Origin of the sequence: Erwinia rhapontici, from assembly GCF_012271765.1 — a bacterium.
In the GTDB taxonomy this organism is placed as follows: Bacteria; Pseudomonadota; Gammaproteobacteria; order Enterobacterales; family Enterobacteriaceae; genus Erwinia; species Erwinia rhapontici.
In genome coordinates, this window is record NZ_VRKO01000006.1 from 1 (window position 1) to 13731 (window position 13731).

At 53.7% G+C, this 13731-nt stretch carries 11 protein-coding genes and 1 pseudogene; 1 reads left to right on the forward strand and 11 read right to left on the reverse strand.

The window, feature by feature from the left end; genetic code table 11:
• Positions 1 to 171: 171 nt before the first annotated feature.
• The 5 genes from FVB43_RS04420 to trxC all read right to left on the reverse strand — a co-directional run bounded on the left by FVB43_RS04420 (position 172) and on the right by trxC (position 5959).
• Positions 172 to 492, reverse strand: a complete 321-nt coding sequence (locus tag FVB43_RS04420) for a YfiM family lipoprotein (RefSeq protein ID WP_133845787.1) — start codon at positions 490 to 492, stop codon at positions 172 to 174.
• Positions 493 to 545: 53 nt separating this feature from the next.
• The gene (pssA, locus tag FVB43_RS04425) at positions 546 to 1901 is read right to left on the reverse strand and encodes a CDP-diacylglycerol--serine O-phosphatidyltransferase (protein ID WP_133845963.1); all 1356 of its coding nucleotides are present in this window, start codon (positions 1899 to 1901) and stop codon (positions 546 to 548) included.
• Between the two features lie 99 nt (positions 1902 to 2000).
• Positions 2001 to 4670, reverse strand: a complete 2670-nt coding sequence (locus FVB43_RS04430) for a bifunctional acetate--CoA ligase family protein/GNAT family N-acetyltransferase (RefSeq protein ID WP_167863437.1) — start codon at positions 4668 to 4670, stop codon at positions 2001 to 2003.
• 113 nt (positions 4671 to 4783) lie between these two features.
• On the reverse strand, positions 4784 to 5476 hold the full coding sequence (locus FVB43_RS04435) for a tRNA-uridine aminocarboxypropyltransferase (RefSeq protein WP_167863438.1): 693 nt from the start codon (positions 5474 to 5476) through the stop codon (positions 4784 to 4786).
• A gap of 63 nt (positions 5477 to 5539) precedes the next feature.
• The gene (trxC, locus tag FVB43_RS04440; protein ID WP_133845790.1) at positions 5540 to 5959 is read right to left on the reverse strand and encodes a thioredoxin TrxC; all 420 of its coding nucleotides are present in this window, start codon (positions 5957 to 5959) and stop codon (positions 5540 to 5542) included.
• Between the two features lie 234 nt (positions 5960 to 6193).
• Between trxC and FVB43_RS04445 the strand changes: the two genes are divergently transcribed.
• A complete protein-coding gene (locus tag FVB43_RS04445) occupies positions 6194 to 7234 on the forward strand; it encodes a tRNA/rRNA methyltransferase (protein ID WP_133845791.1) in 1041 nt (346 codons plus the stop codon).
• A 91-nt stretch (positions 7235 to 7325) separates the two neighbouring features.
• Here FVB43_RS04445 and emrB read toward each other — a convergent pair whose 3' ends face one another.
• From emrB to proX, 6 genes and pseudogenes are all read right to left on the reverse strand, one after another.
• Positions 7326 to 8861 (reverse strand): multidrug efflux MFS transporter permease subunit EmrB, encoded by a 1536-nt coding sequence (gene emrB, locus FVB43_RS04450; protein WP_133845792.1) that lies wholly within the window; start codon positions 8859 to 8861, stop codon positions 7326 to 7328.
• 17 nt (positions 8862 to 8878) lie between these two features.
• A complete protein-coding gene (emrA, locus tag FVB43_RS04455) occupies positions 8879 to 10051 on the reverse strand; it encodes a multidrug efflux MFS transporter periplasmic adaptor subunit EmrA (RefSeq protein ID WP_133845793.1) in 1173 nt (390 codons plus the stop codon).
• Positions 10052 to 10219: 168 nt separating this feature from the next.
• On the reverse strand, positions 10220 to 10750 hold the full coding sequence (gene mprA, locus FVB43_RS04460; protein ID WP_133845794.1) for a transcriptional repressor MprA: 531 nt from the start codon (positions 10748 to 10750) through the stop codon (positions 10220 to 10222).
• Between the two features lie 260 nt (positions 10751 to 11010).
• Positions 11011 to 11169: pseudogene (locus FVB43_RS04465) on the reverse strand (branched-chain amino acid ABC transporter permease); the annotation flags it as partial.
• 142 nt (positions 11170 to 11311) lie between these two features.
• Positions 11312 to 12496 (reverse strand): MFS transporter, encoded by a 1185-nt coding sequence (locus tag FVB43_RS04470; protein WP_133845795.1) that lies wholly within the window; start codon positions 12494 to 12496, stop codon positions 11312 to 11314.
• A 223-nt stretch (positions 12497 to 12719) separates the two neighbouring features.
• The gene (proX, locus tag FVB43_RS04475) at positions 12720 to 13715 is read right to left on the reverse strand and encodes a glycine betaine/L-proline ABC transporter substrate-binding protein ProX (protein WP_159338584.1); all 996 of its coding nucleotides are present in this window, start codon (positions 13713 to 13715) and stop codon (positions 12720 to 12722) included.
• Positions 13716 to 13731: the final 16 nt, after the last annotated feature.

Below are 13731 nucleotides of genomic sequence, written 5' to 3' on the forward strand. Positions count from 1 at the left end.
CAGAAGTGAAACGCCGTAGCGCCGATGGTAGTGTGGGGTCTCCCCATGCGAGAGTAGGGAACTGCCAGGCATCAAATAAGCAGACAAGCCTCATACGAAAGTATGAGGCTTTTTTGTGCTTTGAATCTGGCGATAATCGTCGATCTGACACGAAATAGTCTGAAGCTGTCACTACTGACCCAGGTTCCATAATGCATAGCCGGTGGCAGCACCGGCGACATCCCAGCTAAAATCCTTCCAGCTCCAGCCGCTTCCACCCTCTCTGCTATCGTACAGCTCTTTTACCGCGCCGAGGCTAATCGCAAACATCACCCCGAAGCTGCCGCTATGGCCTTCACGCCAGTTTTGATGTTCTCCATAGGCGCTTCCGGCGGCAGAAAGAAAAGCGGATGAGAGAAAATGCTGGGCTTTATCACGCCCGGTCCACTCATCCTGGGCCATATGAGTACAGCCACTGCAAAATAGTACGGCAGACAGCAGGCAGATACGCATACATCCTCCCATAAAAAAGCCCCGGCTGAGCGGGGCGCGAAAACAGAGGCAGATTAGAGAATACGGCTGATTAACCGGTCAATACGAATACGTCGTAAGCGGCGGATAAGTTTACGAACTTTCACCGGATAATCTGCAATGCTTTCCAGATCGTGGAAATGCTGCACGGTGGTGGTATGTTCACGGATCAGGTTCAGCTCGTGATCGCGCTGCGCGGTCAGTTGCTGGAGGGGATCGTGGATCAGTACAGCATTTTCCAGATCCAGGCGCCAGGCGCGCGGATTCAGGTTATTCCCCGTGACCATCATCCATTCGTCATCAACCCACAGCCCTTTGAGGTGGTAGCTATTCTCACCATCTTTCCACAAGCGTACGGTGAGTTGCCCACTGTTGACATAATACTGTAAGCGGCTAAGGAAACGACGCAGGTTAATTTCATACAGATAAGGCAGCGCGCCGATGATCTTGAATGGCTGATCTTCCGGGATATAGAAATCGTTCGCCGTTTTGTCGCCAACAATAATCTCGACATCTTTGCCCTGTCGTAACAGATAGATAATGTTACGCACCAGAATAGCGGGCAGATTGAAGTAAGGTGTACAGATCGTCAGCTTCTGCTCTGCGCAAGGCATCAGATGATAGATGGTTTTGTTCAGAAGACTACGTTTACCGAGGCCAACCAGAGGCGTAACCGCCAGCTCTTCGTTGTTGGCATCCCCGTTAAACTGGTAGTCGAAGCCACGCAAATCCTGACGGAATTGCCGGGTTTCATTTTTTATTTCCGGGCTTTTTGGCCGCTCATACTGGTCAAGACGATTAACCGCTTCCGCCTGGATCAGATTGTTTTCAATCCAGTCAAACATGGTATCTGCCAGCGTGCGATTACCGATCAACTGGTAGCGGTCATAGCGATATCTGTCTTGCTGATGCAGATACACATCGTTAAAACTGGCCCCGGTATACAGCACGGTATCATCAATGATGGAGCCCTTCAGGTGTAAAACACCGAGTGCTTCACGCGTATTGACCGGGATACCATAGACTGGAATCGCCAGACCGGGGTGTTGAGCCGCCATGTCACAATACCAGTCGGCATTGGTTGCTCCGGCCGCCGCGCCGATGCGCCCACGCTGTGCACGATGCCAGTCGACCAGAACGCGAATATCCAGTTCAGGGCGCTGCTGTTTTGCTGCATAAAGTGCAGACAGGATGGCGCGACCACCCTCATCATTTTCCAGATAGAGGGCCACTATGCAGATACGCCGTGTGGCAGACGCAATTTTTTCCAGCAGCGTTTCGCGAAATTCTGCGGGTGAATACAGCGTGGTGAAATCAGCAACTGACTGAGCTATTTTAGGCAGTTGCGCAAGGTGCTGTTGGTGTTTATTGCGTTTAAATTTTGACAACATCACAGTGCGTTTCTTCTCTGTTCATAGAATGGCCTTTTGCCATAAAATCATGACCCTAACCGCGAATAATACCACTAGTTGGTCATGATGCTATCAGATTTACTTTTCGTCGCCTGTGTGAGCGTTTTGCAACAGCAGTGACAGGCCGACAATGCCATCTTCAAGTTGGATATCGATGGCAAAACCCAGCTTACGTGCCAGAGTGACCATACCTCTGTTACCCGGCATGGTAATGCCGTTCAACTGCTGTAAACCATGCTGCCGGGTATAGATGATCATCTTTTCCAGCAGACGCCTGCCGAGGCCAAGTCCTTTCAAATCTGAGCGTACCAATACCGAAAATTCGGCATCAATGTTATCGGCATCAGAGATGGCACGGGTCACGCCGATGATCTCATCCTGCCCCTGATGCTGACGTACTGCGACAATCGCCATTTCACGATCGTAGTCGATCTGCGTCATGTTAGCCAAATCGTCATGGGTGAACTCGTTGATCTCACTAAAATAGCGGTAGTAGAGATCTTCTTTCGTTACCTGAGCAATAAACTGCTGCAGCAGCGGTTCATCCTCCGGGAGAATAGGCCGGAACAGACACTGCTGGCCATTTTTTAACTGCACGGCCTCTTCCAGTTCATGAGGATAAGGGCGGATCGCCAGCCTGCCTTCGGCATCTCCGCTGAACTCAGCCAACTGGAGCGTCACATCCAGCAGGGTAAATTCATCATGACTGGCCAGTAACGGATGAATATCAAGCCGCACGATTTCCGGGCAGTCAACCACCATGTTGGATACCCTGACCAGCACCTGGCTCAGGCCCACAATATCCAGTGGATGAAGCGCGCTGCGGCCACGTATTTTTCCCTTCTTAATGGCCTGAATCACCAGATAGCGAGCCAGAGTCATATTCAGCGGCGGCAGGGCGATAACCGCTTGCTTGTCGGCATGCCAGGTCACTCCGCCTTCTCCCAGCATAATCACCGGCCCGAACAGCGGGTCCTGCTCTACCACGATGCGCAGTTCCTGCGCTCCGGCGCGGTTCGCCATGCTTTGTACCAGCAATCCCTGGATGCATGCCTGCGGCCAGGCGAGCTTCACGCGATCGATAATGGCTTCGGCGGCCTGTTGTACCTCGTCCGGGGTACGCAGATATAACATTACCCCCTGCACCTCAGATTTATGCGGAATATCCGGCGAGCGCAGTTTCAGCGCTACCGGATAGCCAATCTGCCCGGCGATCTGCACGGCTTCTGCGCTGTCGCTGGCAATCCAGGTGGGGAGTGTGGTCAGGCCGAAGGCTTGCAGGATAGGCTGAACTTCATGCGTATCCAGCGAGGTGGCACCGTCTTTTAATGCCTCATGGATCAAACGATGAGCATCGGTGGTATTTGCGGTCAGGTTGGCGGGCAATGCAGGCGTTTCACGTAGCTGTTTCTGGTTACGGCGGTACTCCACCATATGCATAAAGGCCGTAACCGTCCCTTCGGGGGTGCGATACGTTGGAATACCGGCATCATTAAACAGACGACGTGCGTCCAGTGATGAATACTCACCACACCAGTTGGTCAACAGGGTGAGCTGTTTACCGCGCGGATGCTGTTTCACCAGGGCGATAATCTTCTGGGCCGTTAGTGTCGGCGGTGCGACTGCGCTGGGCGCATGAATGATCAAAATGGCATCCAGGTCATGGCTGGAGAGCAGCAGGGACAACGCCTGTAAATAGTGCTCCGGGGTGGCATCATCTTTCAGATCGAGCGGGTTACCTGGCGTGACACCTTCCGGGAGCAGTGAGGCCATTTCAGTAAGTAAAGACTCACTCAGCGTAGCAAGCTTACCGTTACGGGCATAGAGTGCATCCAGTGCCAGTGCCGCCGGTGCCGCACCGTTACTGATGATCATCAACCGCTCCCCACGTAGTGGGCGCATATGGCTGAGTGTCTCCACCGCGGAGAACAGTTCATGGGTATCCTGCACACGCAATAGACCCGCACGTTGAATGGCGGCATCCCAGGCGGCGTCCATCCCACCGTGGGTTTTTAGTAACTTTTGGGCATGAGGGCTGCGGCCACTTTTAATCACCAGAATCGGCTTATTACGCGAAGCGCTACGTGCCGCAGAAACAAAACGACGGGCATCGCTGAGATGCTCAAGGTACAACAAAATGGCGCTGGTTTTCCCGTCTCTCGCCAGGAAGTCCAGCAGATCATCGGCATCAATATCCAGGCTGTCACCTAATGCGATAAACCAGGAGAAACCCAGTTGTCGCTGTTGCGCCCAGTCAAGAATGGTATTGGACACCGCCGCAGACTGGGAAATAAAAGCCAGTTTGCCAGGGGTAATAGGCACCGGGGAGAAGCTGGCATTCAGCCCCTGCCACGGCGCAAGCAAACCCAGGCTGTTAGGCCCAAGAAGTCGAATTTGCCAGCGGCTGGCACAGGCTTTCAGTTCAGCAAGCTGCTCGGCAGGAGCAGAGAGAATGATACAGGCTTTACAGCCACGTTCGCCCAGTGCCGTGAGCAGCTCAAGATTGCGTTTTGCATGGGTGCAGATAATGGCGAGATCGGGAGAGAGTGGCAGGCTGGGAATATCAGGCCATGCCAGCACACCACAAACCGCCTGATATTTGGGCGTTACCGGGAGTACCGGCCCGCTGAATCCCCCGGCCAGCAGGTTACGCATCATCAGATAGCCGGCACGTTCAGGCCGGGTGGAGGCACCGATCACCGCAATAGATTTCGGTTTAAGCAGGGCTTCTAATCCTCGTTGACTCATCTCCGCTCCCTTCGAGAATGACCCGCTATGCTGCCGGGCAAAGTAGCTTGAGTTTACTCCGGGTCTGACGAAGATGCTGGATTGCGTATCAGTTAATTGATCGCAGCCAGAATTTATTCATCATTTTCAGCCATCTGCTGTGGGTGATGGGGTTTTCCAGCGAGGTAACGTTGGCGGAACAGATCAAAGTGGCGAAACAGGGCCTCACCCGCAGCGGTGTCGCCCGCCTGTAACAGCAACTCGGCGGCGACTTCTGCCGTGCAGTGCTGGCCTTCGGCGTGAGCGACGCGTAACTGATAGTTAGAAGGGCGGGTCAGAGTCAGCGACATCACCGGGAGAGTGTCCAGCCACGGGCTTTTGCGAAACATTTTACGCGCTTCGGTCCAGGTGCCGTCCAGCATGATAAACAGCGGTGGTTTTCCGCTGGTGGGTGGGCTGTTCAGTACTGCACGGCCAGCGTCGGCATAGGATTCCGGGAAAACGACAACGGGCTGATAACGCGGGTCGCGTACGGCTTCAAGCAGGGCGGCATCGGGTTCGGTCCGCGACCAGCTAAACGCCAGCGTATCCGGCAGAATATCTGCGATCAGCCGTCCGGTGTTACTGGGTTTCAGGGGTTCGCTGTCAAACATTACCAGACAAAAGCGGCTGCGTGCCTGCTGGCTATCAATGGTGTCGCACAGGCAATTTTTTTGCGGCAGCAGACAACGCTGGCAGCGCGTAATGCGATTACCTCGGGCAAGGAAAGGACGGGTGGCTCGGGCAAGGCGTGCAGCGCGCAGCAACAGAACAGCGTTATCGGTCATGATCGGTCATCAAGGAAAAACGCTATTCTAACGGATTCTGGCCGGGCGTGCCCGGCCAGATGGTTACAGATTTTCGTCCAGCCAGGCTTCGAAAGGCGCTTTTGGCATCGCACCGTTTAACATATCCGCCATCTGGCCCTGTTTAAACACCATAATGGTCGGAATGCTGCGGATGCGAAAGCGTGCACTCAGTTCTGGCTCAGCTTCGGTATTCACTTTCAGGAAACGAATCTTACCGTTACGTTCCTGCGCCACCGATTCATACACCGGGGCAAAGTTAACGCACGGGCCGCACCAGGGCGCCCAGAAGTCGATCACTACCGGCAGGTCATCCTGCAGGTATTTGTCCAGCGTCGCGGCGGTGGCATTGACCACATGGCCGTCAAACAGCACATGACCACAGCGGCCGCACTTGGCGCCGTCAGTCAGCCGTTCAGCCGGTACGCGGTTGGTCGCCTGGCAGGATGCACAAACCGTATTCATTATTCACCTCAGTTCAGGAGTAAGTGATTACTTACTGCAATTCTTAGTAAATCAGCCAACATTATGCTGTCGGGTGAAGAGGCTAACAACGAGATTTGTTCAATGGGTATAATAGGTAATGTCTCATAACAATGATGCGGATTAGCGGCTACTGGCTTTTATTGGAAGTTGATAGCTAAGTGCTGCCACATCAGGTAATCTGCGCGCTTCGCGCTCAGGCCAGGTGGAGGAAAAATGAACGACGAATTTAAAGGTAAGAGCGGCAAGGTCAAAGTGATGTATGTCCGCGGTGATGACGAGAGCAGCAACAAGGGCGGGAATCCCCGTACCGGTAAAGGCGGCCCACGTCAGCAGGATGGCGCACGCCGTCCTTCACGTAATGCAGACAGCAAGCCACGTGGCGGGCGCGATCGCGACGAAGGGCACTCTGACTCTCCGTGGCGTACCGTTTCCCGTGCGCCAAATGCTGCACCCGCTGTTGATGATAAACCGGACCATGGTGGCATCAGCGGTAAAAGTTATATCGATCCCGAGCAGATACGCCGTCAGCGTATGGAAGAGACGCGTGTGTATGGCGAAAATGCCTGCCAGGCCCTGTTCCAGAGCCGTCCGGAAAGTATTGTGCGTGCCTGGTTTATCCAGAGCGTCACACCGCGTTTTCGTGAAGCGTTAAAATATATGGCGGCGAACCGCAAGGCTTACCACACTGTGGATGAAGCCGAGCTGCAGAAAGCTTCCGGCACTGAACACCACGGCGGTGTTTGCTTCCTGATCAAAAAACGCGTGGGCATGCCCGTTAGCGAATGGCTGGCAACAGCCGGTGAGAAAGATTGCGTGCTGGCATTGGAAGATATCGGCAACCCGCACAACCTCGGCGGCATTATGCGTAGCTGCGCACACTTTGGTGTGAAAGGTTTGCTGGTGGATGATGCTTCCCTGCTGGAGTCGGGCGCCGCTGTGCGTACCGCTGAAGGTGGTGCAGAGCATGTTCAGGCGATTAGCGGCGAGAACTTTGCTGCGGGCCTGAGCGCGTTCCGTAAAGCAGGCTATACCATTGTTACCACGTCCAGCCATAAAGGTGTGCCGCTCTCACGAGCTGAACTGCCGGCAAAAATGGTACTGGTACTGGGTCAGGAACGTGATGGTCTGTCTGACAGCACCTTCGACCAGGGTGACCTGAGTGTTTCTATCGGTGGTACCGGGAAAGTGGAAAGTCTGAACGTTTCCGTCGCAACCGGTGTACTGCTGGCCGAATGGTGGCGTCAGAACGTTTGATGTAGCCATGAACGAACGGCAATAAAAAAGGGGTGGCCCGTCAAACAGGCCACCCCCTGATTCCAGGGGCAGATCAATGATCTGCCCCTTTTTAATGGGCGCCGCCCCCGCCCCCACCCGCACCAAACGGCGGACGGGCAAACCACACCAGCACCAGCAGCAGGATAAACACCCCCGCAGAAGCCCAGAAGATCTCATTGGCTGAGATGATGAGCCCCTGATTGGTGATCTGCTGTGCAAGGTAGGCTGATGCCTGGTCATGGGTCATCCCCATTTGTTCCAGCTTCGCGTACATCTGTTGCGCGTTTGTATTGTATGGCGTTATCGATTCCGTCAGATGAGCATGATGCAGCGACTCACGATCGGTCCACATGGTGGTGGTAATCGAGGTGCCAATCGAACCCGCCAGCGTTCGGGTAAAATTCGACAGGCTGGATGCCGCCGCCAGTCTTTCCGGTGGCAGCCCCGAAAGGGTAATGGTTGTCAGTGGCATAAAGAAGCAGGCCACCGCAAACCCCTGGATAAACTGCGGCCAGGCGGAGGCAGCAAAGTCCATTCCCGGTTCAAAAGTATAGGCGCGCCAGTAGAAGCACACTGCATACATAATGAAGCTGAATGTCACCAGCCGTCGCATATCGAGCTTATGCGCAAAGCGGCCGATAATGGGTGACAGTATGACCGGAATAATCCCCACCGGTGCCGAGGCCAGCCCCGCCCAGGTTGCCGTATAACCGTAAACCTCCTGCAACAGTTGCGGCAGCAGAACGATTGAACCGAAATAGAGCATATAGGCAAGGCTGATCGACAGGCAGCCGATGGTGAAATTGCGCGATTTGAACAGTGACAAATCCACGATCGGGTGGTCGTCGGTCAACTCCCACACCAGTAGCACCGCCAGGGCTACGACGGCGATGACCGTTAATGTGATGATTTCAGGGGAACTGAACCAGTCCAGCTCTTTACCGCGATCCAGCATGACCTGCAGACAGCCGATACCGACCACCAGTAGCACCAGACCGACGGTATCTATCGGACGGATGACCGTTTCCGTTTCGCGATGACGTAATGTCTGTAAAGCCAGGATCACCACCACCACGCCGATAGGCACGTTGATAAAGAAGATCCATCCCCAGTGATAGTTATCACTGATCCAGCCACCCAGAATAGGGCCGCAGATCGGCGCAACGATCACGGTCATTGCCCACAGTGACAGTGCCACACTGCGTTTTGCGGGGGGGTAATTACTTAACAGCAGGCTTTGTGACAGCGGGATCAAAGGGCCCGCGACGATCCCCTGGATCACGCGGAAGAAGATCAGCATGCTCAGGCTTTCAGACATGCCACATAGCCAGGAGGCGATGACGAAGGCCACCGTCGACCACAGGAACAGTTTCACTTCCCCGAAACGCTTGGCCAGCCAGCCGGTGATCGGAATCGAAATTGCGTTAGCTACGCCAAACGAGGTGATCACCCAGGTCCCCTGGGAGTTCGAGGCCCCCAGGTTCCCGGCGATGGTGGGGATCGCCACGTTAGCAATCGTGGAATCCAGCACCTGCATAAAAGTAGCCAGCGACAGCGCAATGGTCATCAGAACCAGTTGCGCGCCTTCAAGCGGTTTACGCGCCATAACAGTCTCCCGCCGTTTTAGCCGGCATTGGCACGGATAATATCGCTAATCAGCTGATTCGCTGGCGTCAGGTCCAGTGCCAGAGCATCACTTTCGTAGGCAGGCTTGCTGCGTACGCTGGTGGCGAGTACGGCACCTTCACTGTTGCTGGTATCGATTTTGACCAGCGTCGACAGGCCAATGCGCAGTGGATGTTTCGCCACTTCCTGTGGGTCAAGTTCGATACGTACAGGCAGACGCTGAACGACTTTGATCCAGTTGCCGGTAGCATTTTGTGCCGGTAACAGGGAGAACACGCTGCCCGTTCCCATATCAAGGCCGACCACTTTGCCCTTATACACCACGTCATCACCGTAGATATCACTGACCACTGTGGCTGGCTGGCCGATACGAACGCCTGCCAGTTGCGTCTCTTTGAAGTTAGCATCCACCCACAGATTATTGGCCGGAACAATCGCCAGCAGCGGCGTGGTTGTACCGATTTGTGAACCTACCTGCACGCTGCGGCGCGACACATAGCCATCAATGGGGCTGATGATGTTGGTACGTTGCAATGCCAGCCAGGCATCACGCAGGGCGGCGGCGTTCTGTTTCACTGCGGGTTGGTTTTCCAGTGACGTATCCAGAATCATCGCCTGGTTTGCGTTGTACTGCTGCATCGCCACATCAAGCTGAGCTTTCGCTGTGGCAACCGCATCACGCGCATGTTGCAGATCTTCTTTGCCAATCAGGTTAGATGCACCCAGCGGCTCACGACGACGTAAATCTGCCTGAGCCTGTTCGAGGGCCGTTTTCTGCAAGCCGATAGTGGCCTGATACTGCCTGCCATTGATAATCAACTGGTGCGTCTGACGTACGCTGGTTGCCAGTGCCGTCTGCGCTTTCTCGAAAGCCTGCTCAGCATCGGTACGATCCAGCGTGACCAGCACATCGCCTTTTTTCACGAAGTCAGTATCGTCAAACCAGACTTTATTGACGCTACCGGAGACTTGCGCCATCACCTGCGCCTGGTTTCCGGCAATATAGGCATCGTCTGTTTCCTGAAAATGACGTAATACCAGGAACCAGTACGTCAGATAAGCCACCCCGATAATGACGAACAGTACAGCCAGAAAAATCAGTGCATTTTTGCGCGTCTTTTTCTTATTGCGTGGCTGCTGCGGGTCTTGTGTCACCGCGCTTGCACTCATGATGTTCTCCTGATTCTCTGCCATTCGGGGCCGCTATCATCAATACGCGCGATCGCCCGAGTCTAAAATGCCAGCGGGGTAAGCGCTGGCATGAATGTGTTCTAAAGGGGCTTAAAGTAGCGATTTCCAATAAATGGTGTGTCGCACATTATGCTATTAGTGGATCAATTATCTGGAAAGGGAGGCGACAACTTCCTCTTCATCCATTTTATCGAGGCGGGTCAACAGTTTGCGGGTGATTCCCTCAAGCTGTGATTTTTCTGATGAGCTCAGTGCAGACCACAATAATTGCAGGCACTGATGCTGTGGTGGCAGCAACTGGCGCAGGAACTCGTGTCCTTTTGGCGTCAGATGCAGATGCAGACAACGGCGATCGTTATCACTTTCACGACGCTCAATCCAGCCGCGTTTTTCCAGCTCATCGGCAATACGCGTGGCGTTAGTGCGGGATGAACCTAGCGCAGAACTCAGTTCTGACGGTTGAATGCTGTGATCTTCCTGCGCATCCAGCGTAATTAATGCCATAAACAGCGTTTCGTTGATCCCCTGTGCCTTCAGCATTTTGTTGCGGTTTTCCAGCAACTTACTCTGCATGTGCATACACAGACGGGTCAGCATAATTTCCTGTAACGGGAAATCTTTCTGACGATTAGCGCGAAAATTCAGCATCTGTTCAATGGGAGTAAACGAACTTTCCATTATGTAGGAACCTCACTAGTTGCAACTGGTATAATAACAATGATGATTAATAAAGTAATTCCACTTCTCTGCAGACGGTGATTCACTCACGTTTATGCTGCCATCATCAGTAGTTTCCAGGTCACTCCATAACCCAGGGCGCTCAACAGCATTGAAAAAACAATGCTGCGCGAAAAATTGAAGGTAATACTCAGCAAGCCGAAACCCACAAGGGTTGGCAAAATCGCGAAAATATCGGTCAGTGACGAAGATGAAACAGAGGCTTCAGTTGGAGTAAAACCAGGGCGGGAGGCATTCAGACCAAAGGCAAATGCCACAGGCAGGTAGCCAATAACAATTGGCAGACTGTCTGTGGCGCCTTCACGCCAGCTGGCGCGCGGACGATTTTCATTTTTAACCGGGTTCTGAAGCTCAGCCATGAGCAAATGTTACTCTACTGTTACTGAATAATTTCATCTGAAAACATCACCAGCCTGAATAAATTGCGCCTAACCTTACCAGAGTACGAAATGTCTTAACAGGCCGCTGGCATTGAAAAAACTTCATTTTCACTGCAAAAAATCAATGCAATTCAGCCTCATAATGATGACTTCGCCACCAGTTAAATAGATTAACTAAGGTTAACAGAGCACCCACGGTGCAGACACCATACCAGCCTGCCGTCTGAAAAGCGGATGCGGAAAGCAGTGAGCCGGCGGCACCGCCGATAAAATAGCTGGTCATATACCCGGACGTCAGTCGGTTCCGTGCTTCTGGCATATGACGATAAATCACGCTCTGATTGGTAATATGCACACCCTGTACGGCCAGGTCGAGTAGGATAATCCCGATAATCAGAGCGATTAATGAGTGCGCACCAAACGCGATAATGCCCCATGAAGCCAGCAGGATCAGCAGGCCAGCGCTGGTGGTCAGGCGGGCTTTGCCTTTATCGGCCAGTGACCCGGCTTGCCGTGCTGCCAGGGCACCCGCTGCGCCAACCAGGCCCAGCAGACCAATCTCGCCTTCAGAATAATTCCACTCTGGTGATGACAGCAGAAACGCCATTGAGGTCCACAGTACGCTGAAGTTAGCAAACGCCAGGCAGCCAGTAATGGCACGGGTACGCAATATCGGATGCTGTGCGAACAGGGTGAAAATAGATCCCAGCAGCTGGCCATAATTTAACGGAACCGATTGCTTATAGCGTGGCAACCCGCGCCACAAGGCCAGTGCCATCATCACCATCAATACACTCGCTACCCAGTAAACCAGTCTCCATCCGCCCAACTGCGCCAGCCCCCCGGCAACGGTGCGCGCCAGCAGGATACCCAGCAACAGGCCGCTCATGACAGTGCCGACGACTTTTCCCCGTTTTTCCGGTGCCGCGAGACTGGCAGCCAGTGGCACCAGAAGCTGCGCGACCACAGAAAACAGTCCGGTCAGAACGGTGCCCAGTAGCATCATCATCAGCGAACCTGACAGCGCAGTGATCACCATACCGCCGGCTGCCAGCAGGCTCATGATGACGATCAGCCCCCGGCGCTCAAGCATATCGCCAAGCGGCACCAGCAGAAGCAGCCCGGCGGCATAGCCTAACTGAGCGGTGGTGACGATAAATCCTGCCTGATGGAATGAGAGATCGAAGGTCTGAGCAATGGTTGCCAGCAAGGGCTGCACGTAATAGTTACAGGCAACGGATAAGCCTGTAGCGATGGACATCAGGGCGACAAGTGCAGAATTCAGGCCGGGACGAGGGGATGTCATAACAACCAGTATGAGTGTGAGAATTATCTGAGTGGCTAATAATAACCTAAAAAACTATTTCACTCACATGATAATTGACAGGACAAACCAGTTCGGCAGCAGGGTTGTCCTGTTTTATCTGATAAGAAAAGGGTCGACCGAAAAAGAGGTCGACCCTTACGTCAGTCTGAAGGTGATTCACGCTCATGGCACAACCGTTGTTCTGGTTGCCCCTGGCGAGTGATTATTTACCCGCAGCCAGCGCGTCTTTCACCCAGCCATCAAACTGTGCCTGGTGGGCTTTGATCCAGCCGTCAACGTGTGCGTTGATATCGGCTTCAGAAGACTGCCCCTGATGCATACGTGAGTTCTGCGCATTAATATCGGCAATCGGCAGCTTCATCTCAGCAAACAGTTTTGCCGCCGCCGGGTTTTTCTCAGCCCAGGCTTTATTGGCTACGATGTGCATAGTGTTCACCGGGAAGCCGTAGTTCGCACCGTTAGGCAGCTTGGTATCTACGTCTTTCTGTTCGCCAGGCATCGAAGAGAAAGGCACCTGCAACCAGACGACATCACGGCCTGGCACCAGCACATCACTCACCCAGTATGGCGTCCAGGTGTAATAGAAGATGGGTTTACCTTCTTTAAAGCGGGTGATGGTATCGGCGATCATCGCCGAGTAGTTACCCTGGTTATGCTCAACGGTCTTCGTCAAATCAAAGGCCTTGATCTGGTGATTAATCACCGCTTCACAGCCCCAGCCTGGCGTACAGCCGGTCATATCGGCTTTACCGTCATCATTGGTATCGAACAGTTTCGCCAGCTTCGGATCTTTCAACTGATCGATACGCGTGATGTGGTATTTTTCGGCAGTTTTTTTGTCAATCAGGTAGCCCTGGGCTGCCCCTTGCACATAGGTTCCCTGACGATAGAATTTAGCGTCACCGCCTGCCGCTTTATACATATCGTCATGCAGCGGTTTCCAGTTAGTGGCAATAAAGGTGGTGTCGCCGGACGCAATCGAGGTGTATGCCACGTTGTAGTCGACTTCACTCGGCGCTTCAACGGTATAGCCCAGCTTCGTGAGTGCACGACTGACCAGCAGCGTCTGGAACGTCTCTTCGGTGATGGTGCTCTGTGCGGGCTTAACGGTAATACCCTTACCAGGCAGATCGGCGGCGGATACCTGGGCGGCGGCCAGCGTGGTGAACGCGGCGGCCAGCAGTGTTATTTTTCGCATAGTCATCAGTACCTTT